Raw genomic sequence first — 26,351 nt, forward strand, 5'->3', positions numbered from 1 at the left:
AGGGATTCGAAAATATGATTCAGCTGAGTGAGGAAATCACGAAAATAAAAGGCGGCGTATCCTCGCCGAAAGGGTTTGAGGCAAAGGGCGTACACTGCGGTCTGCGCTATTCAAAAAAAGATCTCGGAGCGATTATCAGCGAAGCGCCTGCAGTCAGTGCAGCGGTATATACGCAGAGCCATTTTCAGGCAGCGCCGCTGAAAGTGACGCAAGCCAGCCTGAAAAAAGAGGGTGTGCTTCAGGCGGTTATCGTCAACAGCGCGATTGCCAACGCCTGTACGGGAGACCAAGGATTAAAGGACGCCTATGAAATGCGGGACGGCTTCGCGAGCCAGCTCGGCATTGAGCCGGAGCTTGTTGCGGTTTCGTCAACCGGGGTGATTGGCGAGCTTTTAGACATGAAAAAAATTCAAGCGGGCATTGAACAGCTCGGTCAAGCGCCGTCCGTATCCGGAGCATTTGAAGAAGCCATTTTGACGACGGATACAGTGACGAAACAGACGTGTTATGAACTGGTGATCGGCGGAGACATCATCACGATCGGCGGAGCGGCGAAAGGCTCCGGCATGATCCACCCCAACATGGCGACAATGCTCGGCTTTGTCACAACGGACGCGGCCGTGGAAGAACAGGCGCTCAAAAACGCGCTTAGAGAGATTACGGATGTTTCATTTAACCAAATCACCGTTGACGGAGAAACATCGACGAATGACATGGTGCTTGTGATGGCAAACGGCTGCGCGGGGAATGATTGCCTGACGGATCAGCACCCTGACTGGCCGGCTTTTAAAAAGGGATTAAAGCTTGTATGCGAAGACCTTGCCAAAGATATAGCCAGAGACGGTGAAGGAGCGACGAAATTAATTGAAGCCAGAGTCGAAGGCGCGAAAAACAACCTTGAGGCGAATATTATCGCCAAAAAAATCGTCGGCTCAAGCCTTGTGAAGACCGCCGTTTACGGCACAGACGCCAACTGGGGGCGCATCATCGGCGCAATCGGGCACAGTGCGGCAAGCGTAACGGCCGAACAAGTGGAAGTTTTCCTCGGCGGCCAGTGTCTGTTTAAACACAACGAACCTCAGCCGTTTTCGGAAACTGATGCCAAGGAGTACTTATCAGGTGATGAGATTACGATTGCAGTCCGCCTGCAGGAAGGCTCCGGCAGCGGCCGGGCATGGGGCTGTGACTTAACCTATGATTATATTAAAATCAATGCGAGCTATCGCACATAACAAAGGGGAGCGGCATGAAGAAAACGATCGTTTTTAAGTGCGGCGGAAGCGTAATCCGCGAGTTATCCGCCGATTTTTTTCAAAATGTAAAAGAGCTTATGCAATCGGGCTGGAACATTGCCGTCGTCCATGGAGGCGGCCCGGACATTTCAAAAATGCTGAAAACATTGCAGATTGAAACGGAATTTGTCGATGGACAGCGTAAAACGACCAAACCGGTGCTGGAAACAGCGGAAATGGTCTTGTCAGGGACGATCAATAAATTTTTCGTAACCGAACTCGCGAAAAACGGGCTGAAAGCCGCGGGAATATCAGGAAAGGACGGCGGTCTCCTTCAAGCATCCTATCTTAATCAAGACAAATACGGAGAAGTCGGCGAAATACAAAAAACCGATCCGTCAATCATTCACGCATTAATGAAAGAAGGCATCATTCCCGTTATCGCTCCGCTTTCCATGACAAGTGATTTCGAAACGCTGAACGTCAACGCAGACGCAGCGGCATCGGCCGTCGCTTCAGCCTTACACGCCGATAAACTTTTATTTGTCACGGATGTCGAAGGAATTATGGACGGAGAGAACAGGCTGGATACTTTGACGCCGCAAGAGATTCAGGCCCTCATAGATGACGGCGTGATTTCAGGAGGGATGATTCCGAAGGTAAACTCGGCATTATCGGCACTGAGTGAAGATGTCGAGGAAGTGATGATCGTAAACGGAAAAGGAGCGTTTTTCACCGATCAAGCCTTCCAAGGAACAAAAATCGTCAAAGAAAAGGAGAGCGTGTCATGAGCAGTCTATTTCAAACCTACAGCCGCTGGCCCATCGATATCAAAAAAGCGAAAGGGACAATTGCAGAGGATGAAAACGGAAAAACGTATCTCGATTTTATTCAGGGCATCGCCGTTTCCAATCTCGGCCATTGTCATGATGAGGTCACAGAAGCAGTGAAAGAACAGCTTGACAGCGTATGGCACGTTTCCAATCTGTTTGAAAATGATCTTCAGGAAAAAGCCGCGGCAAAGCTTGCCGAACATAGCGCGGGAGATCTCGTTTTCTTCTGCAACAGCGGGGCCGAAGCGAATGAAGGCGCCATTAAGCTTGCCCGTAAAGCAACGGGAAAGACAAAAATTGTAACATTTCATCAATCCTTTCACGGGCGGACCTATGCGGGGATGGCCGCCACCGGACAAGACAAAATCAAGACCGGTTTCGGACCGATGCTTCAAGGCTTTCACTATCTTCCGTTCAATGATCCGTCGGCATTCAGCACGCTTTCAAAAGAGGATGATATCGCCTCCGTCATGCTTGAGACGGTGCAGGGAGAAGGGGGAGTCAATCCCGCCGATCCGGAATTCATCGAAGCCTTACAGACATTTTGCAAAGACAAACAGGCGCTGCTTATCGCAGACGAGATTCAAACCGGAATCGGCCGGACGGGCAAGGCATTCGGCTATGAGCATTTCGGCATCTCTCCGGACATCATCACTGCTGCGAAAGGGCTTGGAAACGGTTTTCCCGTCGGAGCCGTGATCGGCAAAAAGAAGCTTGGAGAGGCCTTTACGCCGGGTACGCATGGTACGACTTTCGGCGGCAATAAGCTTGCCATGGCAGCTGTGAAAGCAACCTTGGATATTGTGTTTCAGCCGGACTTTCTCCAGGCGGCAGCAGACAAAGGATCATTTTTAAAAGCGCAGCTGAACCGTGAACTGACAGGGCCTTTTGTAAAAGAAATCCGCGGAAAAGGGTTATTAATCGGCATTGAATGCGCAGGTCCCGTGTCCGGCATCATCGGAGATCTGCAGGAACGCGGGCTTCTCGTGCTTCCGGCCGGACCGAATGTCATCAGGCTGCTCCCGCCGCTTACGGTTTCTGAAGAAGAAATGCTGTCGGCCGTCAGTATGCTTAAGGCAGCGATCGAAGCGCATTCGGCAGTGAAACGGTAATTTTTTTCGATATAAAAGTATAAAAATTCATATTTTTAATTAATTATTCATCAAGAGGTGGGCTTTAGATGAAAGGCTATTTAGTATTGGAAGACGGAACATCATTTGGCGGTGAACTTGAAAAAGAAGCCCGCTGTGTTGGCGAAGCGGTTTTTTTCACCGGAATGACGGGCTATCAGGAAGTGCTTACAGACCCGTCATATAAGGGTCAGATCATCGTCTTTACGTATCCGCTCATCGGAAACTACGGAATTAATGAAAAAGACCTTGAAAGTAAGATTCCTCAAGTCAAGGCTGTTGCCGTCTATGAAGCGTGTGAACATTTTTCTCACCACGAAGCAGTCTCAAGCTTGAGAGAGTATTTAAATAAATGGAACATCCCGCTCTTAACCGAAGTGGACACACGGGCCGTCGTCAAAACCATCCGCTCCGGCGGCACGATGAACGCTGCCGTGTCAACAACAGGAGAAATTCCGGCAGCATCCGGAACAGAAAACCCGGCGGAGCTGGCGCAGTCTGAAGACATCACGTCAATGGGGAATGGAGACCGGCATATTGCGCTGATTGATTTCGGTTATAAAAAATCAATCGCCTCGTCACTTGTAAAGCGCGGCTGTAAAGTAACGGTCATTCCGTATCAGCAGATGAACGCTGTTTACGACATTCAGCCCGACGGAATCGTGCTCTCAAACGGCCCGGGCGACCCGAAAGCGATTGCGCCGTACATGAACCGGATTACATCATTACTCAGTGATTTCCCCGCACTCGGCATTTGCCTCGGGCATCAGCTGATTGCCCTGGCTTTCGGAGGAAATACGTATAAGCTGCCGTTCGGCCACAGGGGTGCCAACCATCCTGTCATTGACCGGAAAACGAAACGGGTGTTTATGACAAGCCAGAACCACAGCTATGTCGTTGATGAAGCATCAATTGACGAAAACGAGCTGTCCATCAGATTTCATCATGTCAATGATACATCGGTAGAAGGGCTCATTCATAAGCGCCTTCCCGTATTAAGCGTCCAGTTCCACCCTGAAGCTCATCCCGGACCGGCTGAGAGCGAGTGGATATTTGATGAATTTCTAGAGAAAGTGATACCAGCAAGGAGAGAAATCGCTCATGCCTAAAGATACAACCATTTCCAGCATATTAGTCATCGGCTCCGGCCCGATCATCATCGGCCAGGCGGCAGAATTTGATTATTCAGGAACGCAGGGCTGCATGGCTCTGAAAGAAGAAGGATACCGCGTTATTCTAGTCAACAACAACCCGGCAACGATTATGACGGATGAGGCGTTTGCCGATGAAATATATTTTGAACCGCTCACAACCGACAGCATCGAGGCCATTATTGAAAAAGAAAAACCGGACGGTCTGCTTGCCAATTTGGGCGGCCAGACGGCATTGAATTTAGCCGTTAAGCTTGAAGAAGCAGGCGTGCTGAAGAAGCATCACGTCAAGCTTTTGGGAACATCGGTGGAAACCATTCAAAAAGGCGAAGACCGGGAGCAGTTCCGGGCCCTGATGAAAGAGCTCGATCAGCCCGTTCCGGAAAGCGAAATCGTCGACAACGAAGAAGACGCCCTCCGTTTCGCTGAGTCTATCGGATTTCCGGTCATTCTGAGACCGGCGTACACGTTAGGCGGAAAGGGAGGCGGAATCGCGAAAACGAAAGAAGCGTTTCAGACGCTTATTAAACAGGCGCTCTTAGCAAGCCCGATCAGCCAATGCCTCGTCGAAAAAAGCATCGCCGGTTTTAAAGAAATCGAATATGAGGTCATGCGCGACAGCAATCATACATGCATCACCGTCTGTAATATGGAAAACATCGATCCCGTCGGCGTGCACACAGGGGACTCCATTGTCGTCGCACCGTCCCAGACGTTAACGGATGAAGAATATCAGATGCTGCGTTCAGCAAGCCTGGCGATTATTTCGGCGCTGGATGTGGTCGGCGGCTGCAACATTCAATTTGCGCTGGATCCGTTCAGCAAACAGTACTATGTCATTGAAGTGAACCCGCGTGTCAGCCGCTCTTCAGCCCTCGCGTCAAAAGCGACCGGCTATCCGATTGCCAAAATGGCGGCGAAACTTGCCGTCGGCTATACGCTTGATGAACTGAAAAATCCGCTGACGGGCTCTACTTATGCAAGCTTTGAACCGGCGCTTGATTATGTCATCGTCAAATTCCCGCGCTGGCCGTTTGATAAATTTAAACATGCCGACCGCACGCTCGGAACGAAGATGAAAGCGACGGGAGAGGTCATGGCGATTGAAAGAAATATGGAAGCGGCCATTCAAAAAGCGGCGGCCTCCCTTGAGCTGAAAACGATCGGCACCCGCCTGCCTGAACTCGGCGGCTGTACGATCAATCAGCTGTGGGAATTAGCGGTAACGCCGGATGACCGGAGATTTTTCGTCGTCATGGAGCTGTTAAGCCGCGGTGAAACAATAGAAGACATCCATGCCAAAACGAAAATTGACCCGTTTTTTCTCCATGTATTCCGAAATATCATCACATTGGAAAACAAGCTGATGGAAGAAGGGGATCATCTGTCTGTCCCGCTTTTAAAGCAGGCGAAGGTAAAAGGCTTCACGGATGTCATGATCGCATCTCTCACGGGAAAAACGGAAGAAGACATCCGTGTTCTCAGAAAGAAATCAGGCATCGTCCCGTCGTTTAAAATCGTAGATACATGTGCCGCTGAATTTGATGCCAAGACGAATTATTTCTACTCCACCTACCTCGGGGAAAGCGACGGAGATATCAGCCGAAAAGAGAAAAAACGCGCCCTCATCATCGGCTCAGGCCCGATCCGCATCGGTCAGGGAGTGGAATTTGATTACAGCGCCGTCCACGGCGTTCTGACCCTGCAAAAGCTGGGGTATGAAACGATTATGATCAATAACAATCCGGAAACAGTAAGCACGGATTATGAAATCGCCGACCGGCTTTATTTTGAACCGCTGACGACAGAACATATTTTGAACGTGGCGGAACATGAAAACATTGATTTTGCCATCGTCCAATTTGGGGGACAGACCGCGATCAATGCCGCTGAACCGCTGGAAAAAGCGGGCATTCCGCTGCTCGGAACATCCTTTGAAACCCTTGATGCGCTGGAGGATCGGGATCTATTTTATCAGCTGCTTGATGACCTTGACCTGAAACATGCCAAAGGCGAAACCGCTTATTCAAAAGAAGAAGCAACGGAAAAAGCAAGCCGAATCGGCTACCCCGTGCTGATCCGTCCGTCTTATGTCATCGGTGGGATGGGCATGATCATCGTTGATTCAGAAGCGCAAATGTCAGAGCTGCTGGCAAATGAAGCGAGCATGCCGTATCCGATTTTGATCGATCAGTACATTACAGGAAAAGAATTGGAGATCGATCTGATTTCCGACGGACATGAAGTATTTGTGCCGACTTACACAGAGCACATTGAACGCGCCGGCGTCCATTCGGGTGACAGTTTTGCGATTCTTCCGGGTCCGTCTGTCACACCTGATATGCAGCGGAATATAAAAGAGGCCGCCGAAAAAATCGCGGTAAAACTGGCTTTTAAAGGCATCATGAACATTCAGTTTGTCATTGATGATAAAGGGGATATTCTCGTTCTTGAAGTGAATCCGCGGGCAAGCCGCACGGTTCCTGTCGTGTCTAAGGTGATGGGGGTGCCGATGATCCCGCTTGCCGCCAGATTGCTGGCCGGCGCTTCCCTTAAAGACATCAAGCCCGAGGTTCAAAATCAGCACGGAACGGCAGTGAAATTCCCGGTTTTTTCTTCGCACGCCATTCAGGATGTGGACGTAAAGCCCGGGCCGGAAATGAAGTCGACCGGAGAAGGCATGTGTGTCGCGTTTGACGCAGAAAGCGCCCTGAAAAAAATCTACGCGCACGTCTGGGAGAAAAAAGGCAGCATCTATCTGGAAGGCTGTGATGCGGAATTGGAACGTCAGGCTCAAGAGGCGGGATTTACGGTATGCAAAGATGCGTTCCCGGCATGGGCAGAGCGAAAGGATAAAGCGGTCCATATCAATTTCAATCACTCTGAAGAAGCGCGTAAACAACGGATCGAAGCCATGACGCACGGTGTGACGGTCTTTACTGAACCGGAAACCGTAAAGGCATTTTTAGCAAGCGGCTCGGGCAAACCTCAGCCTGTATCGCTCAAAGATCTTTATCAAAAGGAAGTGGCATCATGCACACAATAAAAGCGGAACACACATTAACCCATTTGTACGGCAAAGATTTTCTTTCCTTAAAAGATGTCAGCCCGTCAGACATCAATGCGCTTCTGACAGAAGCTTCATTATTAAAACAACATCCGATACAGCCGATTTTCCAAGGGAAAACATTGGCGATGATTTTTGAAAAATCTTCAACCCGCACACGTGTGTCTTTTGAAGCGGGAATGGCCCAGCTCGGGGGAACGGGACTATTTCTTTCAAGCAGCGACCTGCAGCTTGGGCGGGGGGAGACGGTCGCGGATACGGCGAAGGTGCTGTCCGGCTTCGTTGATGCCATTATGATCCGCACCTTTGAGCATGAAAAAGTCGAAGAGCTTGCCGAGCATGCAGACATTCCCGTCATAAACGGGCTGACCGACCGGTATCACCCGTGTCAGGCACTCGCGGATCTGTTAACGATACAAGAAATAAAAGGAAAACTGAAAGGAGTAAAAGCCGCCTATATCGGTGACGGAAATAATGTAGCGCATTCACTAATGATCGGCTGCGCAAAAATGGGCTGTGACATTGCGATTGCTTCGCCGAAAGGCTATGAAGTAAAGGAAGAGGCGGCAAATGCCGCAAAAGAAGCGGCGGCTGTTTCCGGAGCGAAAATCACCCTTACCGAAAATCCGCAGGAAGCGGTGCGGGATGCAGACGTGATTTACTCCGACGTCTTCACGAGCATGGGGCAGGAGGAAGAGACGCAGCAGCGGCTGAATGTGTTTGCCCCGTATCAAGTCAACGCCTCACTCGTCAGTCTCGCCAAACCCGACTATACATTTTTGCATTGCCTGCCCGCGCATCGGGAAGAAGAGGTCACGTCCGAGATTATCGACGGCCCGAACTCTGCGGTATTTCAGCAGGCGGAAAACCGGCTTCACGCGCAAAAAGCGCTCCTGAAAGCTCTTCTTTACAAACAGGATGAACAAAAAAACCGCTGAATCTCATTCAGCGGTTTTTGATATTTCTCCGCATACAAGCGCATACTACATAAAAAAGAAAAAGGAGGAAATGACGTGGGACAGCAGCATCAATTCCGCCCGGGACAAAAAGCGCCGAATAACGGTGTGTACGTTGAAATCGGCGAAACGGGAAGCATGGTCAAAAACCCGCAAAAAATCAAGCTTACAGTGGGAGAAATGTTCCCTGAAACTTCAAACCACAACAGATTGTGGACGTATCAACGAAAACCGTGAACACAAAAAAACCTGCTGAATAGCAGGTTTTTTTATTTAATGCTGGCTTGCATCCTGTTTGACAGGCATGATCTCCGCAAGAACAAAGACTAGCACCGCAATAACCACGGCAATAACGGATGATTGCTTGAAATTGTACGCCGCGCTGTTCATGGAGGCGACCAAATAACAGGCCATATGTGTTAAAAGGAACGTCCAAATAAAACCGATAATAAACCGCACGTTTCCACCTCGTCCTTCATTTTATTCTACGTTGTATCATACCATACATAAAGCGCGGGCGGAAGGTCATTTTCTCATCAAAAAGCGCGCCTGAAACTGACATTTGCCCGCCTGTCAGGCCGTCTGAAGGAAAATTCGGTTCCCGTGCTCGGGATAATAGCCAAAACATAGCAGCAAATAGGAGTTTATCCGATCCGTTTTCATTCTTCTTACATATGATAGCCAATAGAGAGATTAGGAGTAAAAGGAGGCGGGCAGGCATGGGGATTACGGAAAGATTTTTCCAATTCGGATCTGAGCTGAACGTCATCCATCTGCCGTATCGGCCGAATGGCTTCTGTATCTTTATTCTGGGGGACAGAACCCACTTTGTCAGCCGGGACTCAAGCTTTTGGCTCGAACATGAAGGGAGAAACCAGCTGTTACATGTGCTGCTTGACAGAGGGTACACGATTTTTAACAGCAATTTATACGGACGGCATTGGGGTTCGGAAAAAGCCGTCCTTTACGCCAGACAGCTGATGCATTATGTGTTGAAACAAGAAACCCTCAATCCGAAAATACACTTGCTCGCAGAAGGCATGGGCGCCCTTATCGCCGATCAATTGCTGCAGTCTTCAGCGGAGCATATCCGTTCAGCCGCAATGTTAGATCCTTGTCTTGACCTTCAAGCCCATTTTGAATCAGAGAAAGAAAATAAGTTTTTTTATAAGCAGTTTCTGAGGGAAACGGCACAGAGCTTCGGTGTTTCTGAAAAAGAGGCAAGCTCACTGAGCTATCAGACCATTACCGGCTGCCGCACCCGCGTGCCGGTACATATATGGCAAAGAACGACCGGAGCGCCGTACCCGTACACCCTGCATGCGAATGCGTATAAAGAAGCCCGGGAAAAGACCGGAAGCAAGACTGATATCACGTATCACCTGCTTGAGAACCCTGCGCGTATGTACAGAGCCATCTGCCGGTTTTTCCGCAGTCATGAAAAAGACCTGTAATGAATAGAATACAACAGCCATCTCTTTTCAGAGGGCTGTTTGGCTTGTGTGCGAATGAAAAACCGGAAAGGCGGCAGATGTGATGAAGACAGCGCTGATCATTGGAGCAGACGAATTTCTCGGCCTTTCATTGTGCGAACGGTTGATGGATGAGGGCGTGCATGTTGATGTCATTTTGGCAGAACCGGAGGACAAAACGAGGCAGCTGTATTTAGAAGAACGATTAATGTGGCTCGCGAGAAACGGGCTTTTTCAAATAATAGATGAAATCGGTGAAAAGGAATACGATCGTATCTGCGTTCAATACGGGAGCGGGTGTCTGCCTGAAGAAAGGGCTGAGCCTTTATATTGGATTGTTTACAGTGAGGATCACGGAGACTGGGAAAAAAACGGTCAGCGGGATACGGCAAAAGCGATTATCCTTCCTCCCCTTTACGGTCCGTGGACAGAAGCAAAAGAAGATGGCGAAAGCAGGATCTTTTTAGAAGACGCAGTCTGCGGGCTGATGAATCAGCTTGAGGCATACGGCACAGAAGACGAAAATCAGATTATTACCCTGGAAATAAAAGAAAAAACGCAAAAAACGGAAGCGGAAGAAAAAATTAAAGAATGGAAAAGACAATTTTCATCAATATTCGACATTTTTTAAGAAATACCTTCCATGTTATGTGCATTACCGCTACAATAAACGTATATCAATTATACATGTTATGAGTTTGAAAAGGGGTTGAACATGGCTTGATCACCAGGCTTGTCATGATCTTTTCTGTCCTCCTTTTATTGAGCGGATGCGCACAAACTCCGTTTAAAGGAAAAATTGAGAAGGTCGGAATGCTTTTTCCCGATACCATCAGTGACTTGGTATGGGGCACAAAAGGTTACAAAGGTTTATTAGCGATACAATCTGAATTTAACGTTGACGTTTATTATAAAGAAAATATCAGATCCGATGAAGATATTTTAAAAGCGATAGATGATTTTCATAAAAAAGGAGTCAATCTTTTATACGGGCACGGAAATGAATACGAGGAAATCTTCAATATGATCAGCAAGGATTATCCCGACATGGAATTCGTCGTCGCAAACGGAACGGCGAAAAGCGATAATGTCACAAGCGTTCATCTTATGGGAGAAGCAATGGGTTTTTTCGGGGGAATGACAGCCGCCCATATGTCAAAAACCAATGAGGTCGGCGTCATCGCCTCCTTTTTGTGGCAGCCTGAAGTAGACGGCTTTATCAAAGGGGCGAAATATGAAAAGCCTGATATCACCGTCAACACTGAATTTACGGACCACTGGGATAACGGCAATGAAGCGCTGCATCTTTACGAGAAGTTAAAAGCGGAAGGCACGGATGTTGTATATCCGGCCGGAGACGGGTATAATGTTCCTGTCATTCAGCAAATCAAAAAAGACGGGCTTTACGCCATCGGCTATGTCGCCGAGCAATCGAATCTCGGCAAAAACACGGTGCTGACAAGCACGGTGCAAAACGTAGATAAAGCCTATACATTAATTGCCGAGCAATATAATAAAGGTACGCTCAAGAGCGGAGATCACAACTTTGATTTCAGGGAAGGAGTCGTTGAAATGGGGACGTTCAGCCCTCTGGTGGACAAAGCATTTCAAGACAAAATCTCAGACCTTGTAAAAACGTATAACCGAACAAATGAACTGCCGTCAAATGAATAGAGGTGGATACACATGCAGCATGAAAAGTCTCTTGAATTTATGCAGATCGCGATGAAATACCTGCCGGAAGCAAAGGCAGAGCTTGAGAAATCCGGCATAGATCTGTCTATGGAAATGATTCAGCCGTTTATGGACCTGTTTACATCGGTCATGGCGGAAGCGTATGAGCTTGGCAGATCTGATGCCGGGGAGCTGAATAAATAAAGAGAGCCACTTTTCATGAAGTGGCTTTTCACATGATTTTTTTCTTTATAGCGGACACCATCGGCGCGAAGTCTTTAAATACGGGCTTTAATTGATCCAGAGAGTTCATGATGGACCCCAGCTGATTCATCACGTGGTTGTAATCGATCTCTTCTTCGTTTTCAGCCTGAGGCTGCTCCGGGTTTTCTTCCGGTTCTTTATCCCGGTCTCTGGAATCGCCGAACATCATTTTGGAGAAAATATCCATAGTGAAGCCTCCTTTCGTCTTCCTTTTATTCTATGAGGAGCAGCGTCCGATAGTTTAGACGAATATATTGCCAACAGAAAAAAAATAGGGTAGAATTAGTACCTGATACTAATAATTGATCATAACTAATTAGTTTTAAATTCATTATAAAAAAGGAGTCTTTCCAATGAAAGCTGGAATTCTTGGCGTCGGCCGTTACATCCCGGAAAAAGTGCTGACAAATCATGATCTTGAACAAATGGTAGATACATCGGACGAGTGGATTCGTACGAGAACAGGTATAGAAGAAAGAAGAATCGCCGCGGAAGATATGTATTCATCCGGCATGGCCGCTGAGGCTGCGCAAAAAGCGCTTGATCAGGCCGGCATTTCCGCTGAGGAGCTTGATATGATCCTCGTGGCGACGGTTACTCCTGACCAGTCTTTCCCTACCGTTTCCTGTATGATACAAGAGAAGCTCGGGGCCAAAAAAGCGTGCGCGATGGATATCAGCGCCGCATGTGCGGGTTTTATGTACGGTATCGTAACCGCCAAACAATTCATTGAATCGCAAACATACAAACATGTCCTCGTGGTCGGCGTGGAAAAGCTCTCAAGCATTACCGACTGGGACGACCGCAATACGGCTGTGCTGTTCGGAGACGGAGCCGGAGCGGCGGTCATCGGACCGGTCAGCGACGACAGAGGCATACTGTCATTTGAGCTCGGAGCAGACGGTACAGGCGGTCAGCACTTGTACTTAGATGAAAAAGGGCATACAATCATGCATGGAAGAGAAGTATTCAAATTCGCCGTCCGGCAAATGGGTGAATCGAGTGTAAATGTCATTGAAAAAGCCGGCCTCTCCAAAGAGGACGTAGACTTTTTGATTCCGCATCAGGCAAACATCCGCATCATGGAAGCGGCACGGGAACGTTTGGAGCTTCCGGTTGAAAAGATGTCTAAAACAGTCCATAAATATGGAAACACATCCGCAGCATCCATTCCGATTTCATTAGTAGAGGAACTGGAAGCAGGCAAAATTAAAGACGGCGACGTCATCGTCATGGTCGGTTTCGGCGGAGGATTGACATGGGGCGCCATAGCAATACGCTGGGGACGATAAAAAAAGGTGAGGTGCACACAAGATGAGTAAAAAAAGAGTAGTCGTTACAGGGCTTGGAGCCCTGTCTCCGCTTGGAAACGACGCCGAAACAAGCTGGAAAAATGCAATCGGCGGCGTATCCGGAATCGGACCGATCACACGTGTGGAATCGGACGAGTATCCGGCGAAAGTAGCTGCTGAACTGAAAGATTTCAATATTGAAAATCACATGGATAAAAAAGAAGCGCGAAAAATGGACCGCTTCACGCAATACGCTGTCGTAGCCGCGAAAATGGCCGTTCAAGATGCCGGTCTGAACATCACAGACGAGATCGCGCCGAGAGTCGGCGTTTGGGTAGGGTCCGGAATCGGCGGTCTTGAAACGCTTGAATCCCAATTCGAAATCTTCCTGACAAAAGGGCCGAGACGGGTCAGCCCGTTCTTTGTTCCGATGATGATTCCGGATATGGCGACAGGCCAAATCTCAATCGCTCTCGGAGCAAAAGGAGTCAACTCCTGTACGGTGACGGCATGTGCGACGGGAACGAACTCTATCGGTGACGCGTTTAAAGTCATTCAGCGCGGCGATGCCGATGCGATGATTACGGGCGGAACGGAAGCGCCGCTGACAAGAATGTCATTTGCGGGCTTCAGCGCAAACAAAGCCCTTTCTACAAATCCTGATCCGAAAACGGCAAGCCGCCCGTTTGATAAAAACCGTGACGGCTTTGTCATGGGAGAAGGCGCGGGGATCGTCGTGCTTGAAGAGCTTGAGCATGCGCTTGCCCGCGGTGCGAAAATCTACGGGGAAATTGTCGGCTACGGCTCAACGGGTGACGCCTACCACATTACCGCGCCTGCCCAAGACGGGGAAGGCGGTGCGAGAGCGATGCAGGAAGCAATTAAAGATGCGGGCATCAAGCCTGAAGAAATTGATTACATCAACGCTCACGGCACAAGCACGTACTACAATGATAAATATGAGACAAAAGCCATTAAGACCGTTTTCGGTGATCATGCGTACAAGCTTGCCGTCAGTTCGACAAAATCAATGACGGGTCATTTGTTAGGCGCTGCCGGAGGAATTGAAGCAATCTTCTCCGTCATGGCCATTAAAGACGGCATTATCCCGCCGACGATTAACATCGAAACACCTGATGAAGAGTGTGATTTAGATTATGTACCGGACAAAGCGCGCGAGCAGGATGTCAACGTCGTTCTCAGCAACTCGCTCGGCTTCGGCGGACATAATGCCACTTTGATCTTTAAAAAATATCAATAATACAGTTTTTGACCGGCTGCCTGAAAAAGGTGGCCGGTTTTTTTGTGCGTGCATATGATAACAACAAGAGGAGGCGAACCGGTATGAGCGTCAAGCAGACATATCAATGGATGGAAAAGGCGGCATCCGTAAATGATCTGGCCCCGCATCTTTTGCCGCTTTTTTCAGGGGCCGATAAGAAAGAGTGGAAGCCAATACTCGGGATGCTGCAAAACCACGGCATGTTCCGCCATTTGAAGGATGGCGTTAGGACCAGTAAACGGCTGAAAGAAAAAGGATGCTACAGCCATATTCAAAAGGAGGAAGCTTATTTAAAGGAGAAGTGGAACGGGCCGGACGTGCCGATCGTAGTTTTGCCCGTCGATGAACGAAACCGGAAAATCCGTCAGGAATTCGGATCAAAATCCGGTCTGGCCTTTCGGGACAAAATGTTCCTCTTTCTATCGTCGGATAGTTCCAATTCAGCTGTATCCGCCCTTATGACACATGAATATAATCACGTCTGCCGGTTAGAGCATGTGACAAAGGACGAAAAAGACGAGACATTTCTTGATACAATCATGATGGAGGGGCTGGCAGAATATGCTGTATATGAGCGGTTCGGCTCAAGTCTTACGGCGGAATGGACGTCCTACTATACGCCTGAGCAGCTTGATTTTCTGTTTGAAAAAAGAGTCAAGCCGAACCTCCGCTTAACGAGAGACAGCAGAATGTTTTCCCAGCTGTTATACGGAAAAGGATACTTCCCCTCAATGCTCGGCTATGCCGTCGGATTCAATATAGTAAAAAAATATTTAACCGACCATCAAAAAACAGTAAAAGAAGCATTGGCCATCCCTTCAAAAACCTTTCTGGAGGCAACGCTTTAATAGATTAAAAGAATGGAAATTATTTAAGGATATTACATTTATCCTAAAAAATTCTTGCTTTTGTAATAATGATGTAATAATATACAACTATAAAATTTTTCGACTATTCTATATTTTGTGATAGCGAAACGTATGTTTCCCTCTGCTTCAGCGGAATGAGAAAGGGGCGTATCATGAGCACACTATTAGAAGTGAATAATTTAAAGACCTATTTTTTCAGAAAGAAACAGCCGATCCCCGCAGTCGACGGGGTTGATTTTCACATTAACAAAGGCGAAACCGTCGCTCTTGTAGGAGAATCCGGCTCGGGCAAAAGCATCACCTCGCTTTCTATTATGGGACTTGTCCAAGGCTCGGGCGGAAAAATTATGGACGGCTCGATTAAGCTTGAAGGCAGGGACCTGGCCTCCTTCACCGAAAACGAATATTGCAAAATCCGCGGAAATGACGTCTCTATGATCTTTCAGGAGCCCATGACTTCCCTGAACCCGGTGCTGACCATCGGCGAACAAATTACCGAAGTGCTTGAATACCATAAAAAAATGAATAAAAGAGAAGCGGCTAAAAAAGCCGTTGAGCTTCTGGAACTCGTCGGATTCTCCAGAGCGGAACAAGTGATGAAAGAATATCCGCACCGTCTTTCCGGAGGGATGAGACAGAGGGTGATGATCGCCATTGCGCTCAGCTGCAATCCGAAGCTTCTGATCGCTGATGAGCCGACGACGGCGCTTGATGTGACGATACAAGCCCAAGTATTGGAGCTGATGAAAGACCTCTGCAAAAAATTCGATACTTCCATTCTGCTGATCACTCACGATTTAGGTGTGGTTTCCGAAGCCGCCGACAGGGTGATCGTGATGTACTGCGGACAAGTCGTAGAGAGCGCGAGTGTGGAGGACTTATTTTTAAACCCTCTTCATCCGTATACCGAAGGGCTGTTAAACTCCATACCGGTGATAGATGGAGAGATTGATACATTAAAAGCGATCAAAGGCAGTGTCCCGACACCGGATAATCTTCCGGAAGGCTGCCGATTCGCCCCGAGGTGTTCAAAAGCGATGGACAAATGTAAAACAGGGCAGCCGGAGCTGATAACGCATGAAAGCGGCCGTTCTGTAAGATGTTTTTTATATGAGGAAGAGGGTGCCCAATCAAAATGACAGCTGCAGGCCAAGAAACGATTTTAGAGCTGAAAGACGTAAAAAAATATTTCCCGATCCGCTCCGGTTTTTTTCAAAGGAAAGTCGGTGATATAAAGGCTGTTGACGGTGTTTCTTTTTCACTGAAGCGCGGGGAGACGCTCGGCATCGTCGGTGAATCAGGATGCGGCAAATCAACGGCGGGAAGGACGATGATCCGTTTATACAAGCCGACAGACGGCCGGATTCTATTTAAGGGTCAGGATATCTCCGGCTTATCTGAAGAAAAGCTGAGAAAAAGCGTCCGCAAAAACATCCAGATGGTCTTCCAAGATCCCTTCGCATCCCTTAACCCGAGGAAAACGCTGCGTTCCATTATTAAAGAGCCGTTCCAGACTCACCATATGTACAGCATGAGCGAGCGGAACGAGCGAGTAGAGGAGCTGCTGGCGAAAGTCGGCCTTCATCCGAGCTTTGCAAACCGCTATCCGCACGAATTTTCCGGGGGGCAGCGCCAGCGGATCGGGATTGCGCGGGCTCTGACGTTGAATCCCGAGCTGATTATTGCGGATGAACCCGTTTCCGCACTCGATGTCTCCATTCAGGCCCAGGTCATCAATCTGATGGAAGAACTGCAGGATGAATTCAACCTGACCTATTTGTTTATTTCTCATGATTTGAGTGTTGTCCGCCATATCAGCGACAGAGTCGGCGTCATGTATCTGGGAAAAATGATGGAGCTGACCGATAAACACGAGCTGTACGGCAATCCGCTTCACCCTTATACGCAAGCGCTTTTGTCTTCAGTGCCCGTCACGAGAAAAAAAGACGCCGTCAAGCGGGAACGAATCATCCTGAAAGGAGAACTGCCAAGCCCGGCAAACCCGCCGAAAGGCTGCGTGTTCCACACGCGGTGCCCGATGGCCAAACCGATCTGCAAGGAACAAATCCCGGCATTTGAAGAAGCCGCTCCCGGCCATTACGTCGCCTGCCATTTATATGCCTGAAATGACAAGCATCGAGAGGGGGTATGCCGGATTACATAACCAGTTTGCTGCATATATATCACAAAGGGGGAATTGATATGAAATTACGTAAAAGCGCACTGATGATGCTAAGTGTTTTTATGGCGTTTGCCATCTTCCTGTCAGCCTGCTCCGGCTCAAAATCCACAAGCACCGAATCCAAACCGGCAGGAAAACCGCAAAAAGGCGGAGATTTGGTTGTCGGGTCAACCGGGGAACCCACACTTTTTAATCCACTTTATTCTACTGATGTTGCAAGTTCTGATATTGAAGGAATGCTTTACAGCACATTATTGGAAACTGATGAGAAATTAAACGTCAAGCCGTCGCTGGCTGAAAAAGTAACAGAAGCTGACGGGGGATTAACGTATGATGTAAAACTGAAAAAAGGCGTTAAATTCCATGATGGAAAAGAACTGACGGCCGATGATGTTGTTTTCACCTACAGCATCCCTCTTAACAAAGATTACAACGGTGAGCGTGGCTCGGGTTTTGAGTCCCTTAAATCCGTAACGAAAAAAGGAAAATATGAAATTCAGTTTAAAATGAAGAAAAAAGATGCCTATTTCTATAATGTCGTTCTCGACAGTTACGGCATTTTGCCAAAACATATATTGGGTAAGGTCCCGGTTGCAGATCTGGGAGAGAATGAATTTAACCGTAAAAATCCAATCGGTTCCGGTCCGTTTAAGTTTGTTGAGTGGAAAAAGGGCGAGTATGTCAAACTGGAAGCAAATGATGATTACTTTGGCGGCAGACCTTACCTTGATACAGTGACAGTAAAAACAATACCTGATTCTAACGCGGCCGTGGCTCAGTTAAAAGCGGGGGATATTGATTTCTTCGTTGTGCCGGGCACAGATTTTGATACGGTTAAAACGTTTGGAAATGTGAAGGTCAAATCTGACCTTGGTTTAAACTACAGCTATATCGGCTGGAATGAGAAAAAAGAGATCTTTAAAGACAAAAAAGTGCGTCAGGCATTGACTTACGCTCTTGACAGGCAGGCAATGGTGGATCAAGTGCTGAACGGAGACGGTAAGGTAGCGGATGTTCCTGAGAGTCCGCTGTCATGGAATTATCCGAAGTCTAAAGTGCCGACATTTGATTATAATCCGAAAAAAGCAAAGCAGCTGCTAAAAGAAGCCGGATGGGAAGACCATGACGGTGACGGCTACCTTGATAAAGACGGAAAAAAATTCTCATTTGAAATTAAAACGAATCAAGGCAATAAAATTCGTGAAGATTTAGCTGTTGTCGTTCAGCAGCAATTAAAAGAAGTGGGAATCGAGGCTAAACCGCGAATTGTTGAATTCAGTGCGTTAATCGAACAGACAAGTGCCCCTAATTGGGATTATGACGCTCTTCTTCTCGGATGGAGTCTTGCAACGTTCCCGGATCAGTTCTCTATCTTCCATTCAAGCCAATCGAAAAACGGGCTGAATAATATCTGGTATAAAAACCCGAAAGTCGATAAGCTGCTTGAAGAAGCGAAGACAATTACAGACAGAAAAGAATACCAAAAGAAGTATGAAGAGATATACAAATTGATTGCTGAAGATCAGCCGTACAGCTTCTTATTCTATTACAATTACCACAGAGCGATGCCGAATAATTTACAAGGCTATGTATTCCACCCTAAAAATGACTTGTACAATATTGAAAAATGGTGGCTGGATCAAAAATAGCAAAAGCCCTGGAGAGGGAAGGAGGTTCCTTTCCTCTCTTATCCTATTTAAAAAGGGGACAAGAACATGGTTACATATATTTTACGGCGAACATTAATGTCCTTGCCGATTCTCTTAGGCATTACAATTTTGTCGTTTGCCATCATGAAAGCAGCGCCGGGAGACCCGATGTCACTTATGATGGACCCTACAATCAGTCAAGCGGACAGGGCAAAATTCATTGAAAAATACGGGTTGAATGATCCGGAACCTGTTCAATATGTGAAATGGCTGGGGAATATGCTGCAAGGGGATTTCGGGACTTCTATCGTCAAGAAAGGCACTCCAGTTTCTGAACTTATCTTATCCCGCTTACCGAATACGATTGTGCTTATGCTTTTCTCAACCCTTGTCGCTCTTCTTATTTCTATTCCATTTGGTGTTCTGTCAGCGAAGCGTCCTTATTCAAAATTGGATTACGGGATAACTGTTACTTCATTTTTAGGGCTCGCCATTCCGAATTTTTGGTTCGGTTTGATTTTAATCATGGTTTTATCTGTAAATCTGGGGTGGTTTCCCACTGGCGGAGTAAGCACTTTGAATGCTGACTTTAACATATTTGACCGATTGCATCACTTGATTCTGCCTGCTTTTGTGCTCGCCACGGCAGACATGGCAGGGATAACGAGATACACAAGATCCAGTATGCTTGATGTGTTAAAACAGGATTATATACGAACGGCGCGTGCGAAAGGATTCCGAGATAATAAAGTAATTTTTAAACACGGTTTGAGAAACGGACTTCTTCCTGTCATCACTATTTTTGGTCTGATGATACCGTCATTTATCGGGGGAGCGGTAGTGGTAGAACAGATTTTTACTTGGCCGGGTCTCGGCAAATTGTTTATTGATTCAGCCTTTTCGCGGGATTATCCGGTTATCATGGCCATGACGGTCATTTCAGCTGTTTTGGTTGTGGTGGGGAATTTAATTGCGGACATCTTATATGCGCTGGTTGATCCCCGCATTGAATATTAACAAAGAGAGGTGAGAGGTCAAATGTTACAGCCAAATACCGGCACACCCCCCAGCGAAGTAAAATTAAAGGAAAATATTCAATCCAAACCGGAAACAATGACGAAGATTTTTTTCGAAAAGTTCTTTCAAAATAAACTAGCTGTAATCGGAGCCGTTATATTAACCATCATCATCTTGTCAGCCTTATTCGCTTCGGTAATCGCTCCTTACTCTCCGGAGAGTCAATCTCTTATCAATCGTTTGAAGCCGCCGAGCTTAAAACATCTAATGGGAACTGATAAATTCGGAAGAGACATCTTTACGAGGGTTCTGTACGGGGCGCGCGTCTCCTTGCTTGTCGGATTCGCTTCTGTGATCGGCGCGATTACAATCGGGACAGTTGTCGGAGCCGTTGCCGGATATTTTAAAGGGATTGTCGATGCCGTTCTCATGAGAACCGTTGATATCGTATTATCCATACCTGATATATTTTTGCTTATTACACTTGTTACGATTTTCCAGCCAGGAATGGATAAATTAATTTTAATTTTCTCCCTTACAGGCTGGACAACAACGGCACGTCTTGTTCGAGGGGAGTTTTTATCGCTTCGTTCCAGAGAGTTTGTATTAGCTGCAAAGACGATCGGTACAAAAAATCATCATATTATTTTTTCTCATATATTGCCGAATGCGCTTGGGCCGATTATTGTCTCGGCCACATTAAAGGTCGGAACGGTTATTTTGGCAGAATCTACATTGAGTTATCTCGGTTTCGGGATTCAGCCGCCGATCGCAAGCTGGGGCAATATGCTTCAGGATGCACAGAACTTTACGCTTATGATTCAGGCTTGGTGGTACCCGTTATTCCCAGGTTTGTTGATCCTTCTTACCGTATTGTGCTTTAACTTTGTCGGAGACGGGCTGCGTGATGCGCTTGATCCGAAAAATGTGAAATGATCTCCCGGACGGAACGGGAGATTTTTTTGTTGCAATGCAGTCAGAAATCCAGTTCCGTATTGCGGAAATCTCATATCGAAATGGAATAATTTATCTATCCCTTGCCTATACTGTGGACAACAGTTTTTATAAAGTGAGGGGTCGAATATGTTATTTCTTCATGATGTATGGGTCAATTGGTTTGAAGGGGAAGAAAACGGCTACAATGTATGCCATTTTCACGAATGGCGGAAGGAAGACACGGTTGAGCTTTTGGATCAGACGCCGCTGCTCAGAGTGCCGTCGGTATTATTTCATTACATAGAAAACGACTTATCAGAGCTTCCGAAAGAACTGCTTGACCAAGTCCACCAAAAGTCATACGTGCGAAAAAATCATGAGCGGACAAAGCTGGAGTATTGTTTTGTCGTGACAGACGGTATCGGCATCATTGCCGTGGATACGATCGGGTATACCATTCCGGTCAGAAAGAGCCGCCTGATTCCGAGACAGGAGCAGCTTGTTTATGAAATGGTAAAGGATGTAGAACCGGAATCGTTTCAATTTGAGCCGGCGCAATTGGAGTCTTCAAAGGAATATCACATTTTGTCATTGGCGCCGGAGCACGTCAGAGGGCTGACGAGAAAAGAGCGGCAGATCAAGCAGCTGATGTTTATGGCGCTCGACCAGCTGAAAGGGTTGAAAAACCGTGCGGAAATTGTGTATTGGTACACGGAATGGAATCCGCATATGTATGAGCAGATCAAACGGATGAGCTTTGAAGAGATCTGGGACATGCTTTACAATGAAACAATTGAAGGCTGGTCAGATAAACATCTTGCGTTCTGTGAAAATTTGATTAAAGGGCAGCCGTTTTTCGAAAAGCTTTGGGAAATGGAGCAGGAATCAAAAGTGAACTAAAAAAGAGGCGGGGATTCTCCCGCCTCTTTTCTTTATCTTCTTTTCCGTCCGAGACCCATGGCGTTTTCCATTTTCTTCACCATTTTGCCGGCCGTTTTGTTTGCGCGCGCCGCTCCTTCGTCGAGAATGCGGTCAAGTTCGTCGCTCTCAATTAATTCACGGTAGCGCTCTTGGATCGGTGTCAATGCGCCGATAACGACTTCGGCTAAATCGCTTTTGAATTCACCGTACCCTTTGCCTTCATATTTAGCTTCTAATTCTTCAATTGATGTGTTTCCTAAAATAGAATAGATCGTCAAAAGATTAGAAACGCCCGGTTTGTTTTCTTTATCATACTTTACAATGCCTTCAGAATCAGTCACGGCGCTCTTGATTTTCTTCTCGAGCTGCTTCGGCTCATCAAGCAGCGTGATGAATGCCTTTTGGTTCGGATCTGATTTGCTCATTTTTTTGAGCGGATCAGCCAGTGACATGATGCGCGCGCCTGATTCAGGAATTTTCACCTCAGGAATCGTGAAGATGTCATTGTATTTTTTATTGAAGCGTTCCGCTAGGTTGCGGGTCAGTTCAAGATGCTGTTTTTGATCTTCTCCGACCGGAACAAGATCCGTTCCGTACAGTAAAATATCGCCGGCCATCAGCGGCGGATAGGTTAACAGTCCTGACACGACGGCTTCTTTGCCCTTTGACTTATCTTTAAATTGCGTCATCCGCTCAAGCTCGCCGATATATGCGACGCATTGGAGCATCCACCCCGCCTGGGCATGAGCGGGAACCTCCGACTGGATAAAGAGGGTCGCTTTCTCGGGATCAAGTCCGACGGCCAGGTAAAGAGCCGCGAGGTTGCGGATGTTCTTCCGCAGCTCAAGCCGATCCTGCGGAACCGTAATCGCATGCTGATCGACAATACAGAAGTAGCCGTTGTAGTCATGCTGCAAATCAACAAATTGCTTCATTGCGCCGATGTAGTTGCCGAGGGTAACGGAACCGCTCGGCTGAATGCCAGAAAAAATCGTTTTCTTCATAGTTCTTACCTCATTTCTTAAAACATAATAAAAAAAGCCCATTCTTCCCGTAGAAAAAAGGGACGAATGAACCGTGGTGCCACCCTGATTATTCCATTACAATGGAATCGCTCGAGACGTTGGTAACGGAGGCTGCTCCGGCTGGGCCTACTAACGTTCGGTCAGCTGCTCAGAAGTCCATTCCACATCGCCCGTTACCTGCTCCCAGCACCGCAGACTCTCTTCAAACGGATGAAAATGTGTACTACTCTTCATCATCGCAATCACAACAAATGTATTTGATTGATCTATTATAAATCAATTATAGCCAAATGTCATCAGAGGAATACAAGCTTATTTCCAGTTTGCTTAAGGGCTGGAAATCCTCAAAAAGAACTGAAAATGCTTAAATGATAACGCATATCAACATTTCGTATAACGAATATTATATGTAAAAAGCAATATGAACTGGAAATTGCAATAAAAAAATTTAGTTAGGTCATGCTTTAAACTATAGAAGTGTATCACCTTTTTGACAGAAAAACTGACCAAATTTAAATATTTTAAATTGAGAAAATAGTATTGCAATAAATTATTCATTTCATTATAATGAACTTGTTCACTCTATTGTTACAGCTTCTTTACATAAAATAATCAGAAAAGACGGAACACAATTAAAGTTTAGAAAAATATTAAGTTATTTTGTCTGATATTTCTGAGTATTTAGTAGTAAAGGCTGAAAAATTTGATTAGGGGGTTAGTGCATGAAAAAGCGTTGGTCTATTGTAGGTTTGATGCTTATCTTCTCGCTTGTATTAAGTGCGTGCGGCGGATTCAGCGGCGGATCAGGCGGCGGTAAAAAAGACACCAAAGGACAGACTTCACTTAATATCAATATTAAAACCGAGCCGTTCTCACTGCATCCTGGTTTAGCGAATGATTCCGTTTCAGGAGGCGTAATCCGCCAGACTTTTGAAGGATTGACACGCGTAAACTCCAAAGGTGAGCCTGAAGAAGGAATGGCATCTAAAATTGAAACAAGCAAAGACGGAAAGACCTATACATTTACGATTCGTGACGGTGCGAAATGGTCTAACGGCGACCCTGTGACGGCGCAGGATTTTGAATATGCGTGGAAATGGGCGCTTGACCCGAACAACGAATCACAATACGCTTATCAGCTCTACTACATCAAAGGCGCTGAAGCTGCCAATACAGGAAAAGGAAAGATTGATGATGTAGGCGTAAAAGCCGTAAATGACAAAACATTAAAGGTTGAACTGAATAACCCGACACCTTATTTCACGCAATTAACTTCATTCTATACGTATATGCCGATCAACAAGAAAATCGCGGAAAAACATAAAAACTGGAACACAAATGCGGGCGAAAATTATGTGTCAAACGGCCCGTTCAAAATGACGGCCTGGAAACACAGCGGTTCCATCACGCTCGAAAAGAACGATCAATATTGGGATAAAGACGCTGTGAAATTGAAGAAAATCAACATGGTGATGATTAACAATAACAACACCGAACTGAAAAAATTCCAGGCCGGTGAGCTTGACTGGGCAGGAATGCCGCTCGGCCAGCTTCCGACTGAATCTCTGCCGACATTGAAAAAAGACGGATCTCTTCACGTTGAACCGATCGCAGGCGTGTATTGGTACAAATTCAACACAGAAGAGAAACCGCTGAACAATGTCAACATCCGTAAAGCCCTTGCTTATGCGATCGACCGCTCGTCCATCGTGAAAAATGTAACGCAGGGCGAACAGATCCCGGCCATGGCTGCGGTGCCGCCGTCAATGAAGGGATTCAAGGATAACACAAAAGGTTATTTCAAAGACAATGACGTCAAATCAGCTAAAGAATTCTTAAATAAAGGACTGAAGGAATTAGGCGTCAAGAATGCCTCTGACCTTCCGGCGATCAAACTGTCCTACAATACGGATGACGCGCATGCGAAAATCGCGCAGGCCGTACAGGAAATGTGGAAAAAGAACTTGGGCGTCAAAGTTGAGCTTGATAACTCCGAATGGAATGTTTACATCGACAAGCTGCACAGCCAGAACTACCAAATCGGGCGTATGGGCTGGCTCGGCGATTTCAACGATCCGATCAACTTCCTAGAATTGTTCCGTGATAAAGAAGGCGGAAACAATGATACCGGATGGGAAGATCCTGAGTTTAAAAAGCTGCTGAACCAATCTCAGCTTGAAACGGATCCGGATAAACGTATCGAAGAGCTGAAAAAAGCAGAAAAGATCTTTATTGACGCAATGCCGGTCGCGCCAGTTTATTTCTATACGGATCCTTGGGTGCAGGATAAAAACCTCAAAAATGTGATCTTGACAGGAACAGGCGAAGTTTACTTCAGAAATGCTTCTTTTGAATAAAAGACGGTTCTGAAAACAAAAGACCCAAGGTATATGGGGAGGATGTCCCCATATACCTTTCTTACTGATTAAGTTTAAAATTGTAAAAAACATGGAGGTGTTCACCTTGCTGAAATATATCGGTAAACGATTCATTTACATGATCATCACGCTGTTTGTGATTGTGACCGCCACATTCTTCTTAATGCAGGCAGCGCCGGGCGGACCATTTTCCGGCGAAAGAAAGCTGCCGCCTGAAATTGAGGCAAACTTAAACGAACACTATGGCCTGGACAAGCCTCTTTTCGTTCAATATGTCAGCTACTTAAAATCTGTGGCGATGTGGGACTTCGGACCTTCTTTTAAATATAAAGGCCAAAGTGTTAATGATTTAATCAATTCAGGCTTCCCCGTCTCATTCACTCTCGGTGCAGAAGCTATTCTCCTCGCTTTAGCGTTCGGTGTGCTTTTCGGGGTGCTTGCTGCCCTGTACCATAATAAATGGCAGGATTATACCATTGCGATTTTAACGATCTTTGGGATCTCAGTTCCGAGCTTTATATTGGCGACGATTTTGCAATATATTTTCTCAATTAAATTAGAACTGTTCCCGGTCGCAGGGTGGGAATCCTGGGCATACACCTTTCTGCCCTCTATTGCGCTCGCTTCCATGCCGATGGCGTTCATTGCCAGACTCTCCCGTTCAAGCATGATTGAAGTGTTAAACAGCGATTACATACGGACTGCAACAGCTAAAGGACTTTCCCGTCCGTCAGTCACCGTGCGCCATGCGCTTCGAAACGCGCTTTTGCCGGTCGTGACATATATGGGGCCGATGGCGGCATCCATTTTAACGGGAAGTTTCATCATTGAATCCATTTTCGGAATTCCCGGTTTAGGCGCGCATTTTGTAAACAGCATTACAAACCGTGATTATACGGTCATTATGGGAGTTACCGTGTTCTTCAGCGTGCTTCTGCTTTTATGCGTATTAATTGTAGACGTGCTGTACGGATTAATCGATCCGAGAATCAAGCTTTCCAAAGCAAAGAAAGGAGCCTAG

General features: G+C 46.7%; 25 protein-coding genes and 1 other annotated feature. Of the genes, 22 read left to right on the forward strand and 3 right to left on the reverse strand.

Going from position 1 to position 26,351, the window contains the following annotated elements:
* Positions 1-14 precede the first annotated feature (14 nt).
* The 7 genes from argJ (at position 15) to NYE28_RS05725 (ending at position 8,606) form a co-directional block, all read left to right on the forward strand.
* Positions 15-1,232, forward strand: coding sequence for a bifunctional ornithine acetyltransferase/N-acetylglutamate synthase (argJ, locus tag NYE28_RS05695; RefSeq protein WP_015239557.1), 1,218 nt, complete (start codon positions 15-17; stop codon positions 1,230-1,232).
* A gap of 14 nt (positions 1,233-1,246) precedes the next feature.
* Positions 1,247-2,023, forward strand: a complete 777-nt coding sequence (argB, locus tag NYE28_RS05700; protein ID WP_032871177.1) for an acetylglutamate kinase — start codon at positions 1,247-1,249, stop codon at positions 2,021-2,023.
* The gene (locus NYE28_RS05705; RefSeq protein ID WP_342490333.1) at positions 2,020-3,177 is read left to right on the forward strand and encodes an acetylornithine transaminase; all 1,158 of its coding nucleotides are present in this window, start codon (positions 2,020-2,022) and stop codon (positions 3,175-3,177) included. Before argB ends, NYE28_RS05705 begins: the two co-directional genes overlap by 4 nt.
* Positions 3,178-3,245: 68 nt before the next feature.
* Positions 3,246-4,304 carry a carbamoyl phosphate synthase small subunit gene (locus NYE28_RS05710; protein ID WP_012117273.1) on the forward strand — a complete coding sequence of 353 codons (1,059 nt, stop codon included), beginning with the start codon at positions 3,246-3,248 and terminating at the stop codon, positions 4,302-4,304.
* Positions 4,297-7,392 (forward strand): carbamoyl phosphate synthase large subunit, encoded by a 3,096-nt coding sequence (locus tag NYE28_RS05715; RefSeq protein WP_160222959.1) that lies wholly within the window; start codon positions 4,297-4,299, stop codon positions 7,390-7,392. Before NYE28_RS05710 ends, NYE28_RS05715 begins: the two co-directional genes overlap by 8 nt.
* Entirely contained in the window at positions 7,380-8,351 is a 972-nt protein-coding gene (gene argF / locus NYE28_RS05720) for an ornithine carbamoyltransferase (protein ID WP_094031642.1), read from the forward strand. The genes NYE28_RS05715 and argF overlap by 13 nt, the downstream gene beginning before the upstream one ends.
* Before the next feature lie 75 nt (positions 8,352-8,426).
* Complete coding sequence (locus NYE28_RS05725; protein ID WP_003155070.1) at positions 8,427-8,606, forward strand: YjzC family protein; 180 nt, start codon at positions 8,427-8,429, stop codon at positions 8,604-8,606.
* A 36-nt stretch (positions 8,607-8,642) separates the two neighbouring features.
* On the opposite strand, the gene NYE28_RS05730 is transcribed toward NYE28_RS05725, so the two are convergent.
* Positions 8,643-8,828 carry a YjzD family protein gene (locus tag NYE28_RS05730; protein WP_007409129.1) on the reverse strand — a complete coding sequence of 62 codons (186 nt, stop codon included), beginning with the start codon at positions 8,826-8,828 and terminating at the stop codon, positions 8,643-8,645.
* A 260-nt stretch (positions 8,829-9,088) separates the two neighbouring features.
* Here NYE28_RS05730 and NYE28_RS05735 point away from each other — a divergent pair, with 260 nt between their 5' ends.
* From NYE28_RS05735 to NYE28_RS05750, 4 genes are all read left to right on the forward strand, one after another.
* Positions 9,089-9,823 (forward strand): hypothetical protein, encoded by a 735-nt coding sequence (locus tag NYE28_RS05735; protein ID WP_080130436.1) that lies wholly within the window; start codon positions 9,089-9,091, stop codon positions 9,821-9,823.
* 82 nt (positions 9,824-9,905) lie between these two features.
* A complete protein-coding gene (locus NYE28_RS05740; RefSeq protein WP_007409126.1) occupies positions 9,906-10,472 on the forward strand; it encodes a hypothetical protein in 567 nt (188 codons plus the stop codon).
* Between the two features lie 89 nt (positions 10,473-10,561).
* A complete protein-coding gene (locus NYE28_RS05745) occupies positions 10,562-11,515 on the forward strand; it encodes a BMP family ABC transporter substrate-binding protein (RefSeq protein WP_007409125.1) in 954 nt (317 codons plus the stop codon).
* Positions 11,516-11,527: 12 nt separating this feature from the next.
* The gene (locus tag NYE28_RS05750; protein ID WP_003155061.1) at positions 11,528-11,719 is read left to right on the forward strand and encodes a ComZ family protein; all 192 of its coding nucleotides are present in this window, start codon (positions 11,528-11,530) and stop codon (positions 11,717-11,719) included.
* A 28-nt stretch (positions 11,720-11,747) separates the two neighbouring features.
* Here NYE28_RS05750 and NYE28_RS05755 read toward each other — a convergent pair whose 3' ends face one another.
* Entirely contained in the window at positions 11,748-11,966 is a 219-nt protein-coding gene (locus tag NYE28_RS05755; protein ID WP_007409123.1) for a hypothetical protein, read from the reverse strand.
* A 166-nt stretch (positions 11,967-12,132) separates the two neighbouring features.
* On the opposite strand from NYE28_RS05755, the gene NYE28_RS05760 reads away from it, so the two are divergent.
* The 9 genes from NYE28_RS05760 (at position 12,133) to NYE28_RS05800 (ending at position 21,906) form a co-directional block, all read left to right on the forward strand.
* Positions 12,133-13,071, forward strand: a complete 939-nt coding sequence (locus NYE28_RS05760; protein ID WP_007409122.1) for a beta-ketoacyl-ACP synthase III — start codon at positions 12,133-12,135, stop codon at positions 13,069-13,071.
* A gap of 22 nt (positions 13,072-13,093) precedes the next feature.
* Positions 13,094-14,332: a beta-ketoacyl-ACP synthase II gene (fabF, locus tag NYE28_RS05765; RefSeq protein ID WP_012117277.1), complete on the forward strand. Its 1,239-nt coding sequence runs from the start codon at positions 13,094-13,096 to the stop codon at positions 14,330-14,332.
* Between the two features lie 83 nt (positions 14,333-14,415).
* Positions 14,416-15,201: a DUF2268 domain-containing protein gene (locus tag NYE28_RS05770; protein ID WP_012117278.1), complete on the forward strand. Its 786-nt coding sequence runs from the start codon at positions 14,416-14,418 to the stop codon at positions 15,199-15,201.
* A gap of 173 nt (positions 15,202-15,374) precedes the next feature.
* Positions 15,375-16,361, forward strand: a complete 987-nt coding sequence (locus tag NYE28_RS05775) for an ABC transporter ATP-binding protein (RefSeq protein WP_029325950.1) — start codon at positions 15,375-15,377, stop codon at positions 16,359-16,361.
* A complete protein-coding gene (locus NYE28_RS05780) occupies positions 16,358-17,347 on the forward strand; it encodes a dipeptide ABC transporter ATP-binding protein (protein ID WP_003155053.1) in 990 nt (329 codons plus the stop codon). The genes NYE28_RS05775 and NYE28_RS05780 overlap by 4 nt, the downstream gene beginning before the upstream one ends.
* Before the next feature lie 77 nt (positions 17,348-17,424).
* A complete protein-coding gene (locus NYE28_RS05785; RefSeq protein ID WP_007409118.1) occupies positions 17,425-19,053 on the forward strand; it encodes a peptide-binding protein in 1,629 nt (542 codons plus the stop codon).
* Between the two features lie 66 nt (positions 19,054-19,119).
* Positions 19,120-20,070, forward strand: coding sequence for an ABC transporter permease (locus NYE28_RS05790; protein WP_003155051.1), 951 nt, complete (start codon positions 19,120-19,122; stop codon positions 20,068-20,070).
* 21 nt (positions 20,071-20,091) lie between these two features.
* Positions 20,092-21,006, forward strand: a complete 915-nt coding sequence (opp4C, locus tag NYE28_RS05795) for an oligopeptide ABC transporter permease (RefSeq protein ID WP_007409117.1) — start codon at positions 20,092-20,094, stop codon at positions 21,004-21,006.
* Between the two features lie 147 nt (positions 21,007-21,153).
* Entirely contained in the window at positions 21,154-21,906 is a 753-nt protein-coding gene (locus NYE28_RS05800) for a YjbA family protein (protein ID WP_007409116.1), read from the forward strand.
* A gap of 32 nt (positions 21,907-21,938) precedes the next feature.
* Here NYE28_RS05800 and trpS read toward each other — a convergent pair whose 3' ends face one another.
* Positions 21,939-22,931: a tryptophan--tRNA ligase gene (gene trpS / locus NYE28_RS05805; RefSeq protein WP_014304785.1), complete on the reverse strand. Its 993-nt coding sequence runs from the start codon at positions 22,929-22,931 to the stop codon at positions 21,939-21,941.
* Positions 22,932-22,986: 55 nt separating this feature from the next.
* Positions 22,987-23,198, reverse strand: a binding site (T-box leader).
* Between the two features lie 476 nt (positions 23,199-23,674).
* Between trpS and NYE28_RS05810 the strand changes: the two genes are divergently transcribed.
* Together NYE28_RS05810 and NYE28_RS05815 are read left to right on the forward strand one after the other, a co-directional pair.
* Positions 23,675-25,309: a peptide ABC transporter substrate-binding protein gene (locus tag NYE28_RS05810; protein WP_025284554.1), complete on the forward strand. Its 1,635-nt coding sequence runs from the start codon at positions 23,675-23,677 to the stop codon at positions 25,307-25,309.
* Positions 25,310-25,415: 106 nt separating this feature from the next.
* Complete coding sequence (locus NYE28_RS05815) at positions 25,416-26,351, forward strand: ABC transporter permease (RefSeq protein ID WP_015239567.1); 936 nt, start codon at positions 25,416-25,418, stop codon at positions 26,349-26,351.

Origin of the sequence: Bacillus sp. FSL R5-0443 (assembly GCF_038608285.1) — a bacterium.
GTDB lineage: Bacteria > Bacillota > Bacilli > Bacillales > Bacillaceae > Bacillus > Bacillus velezensis.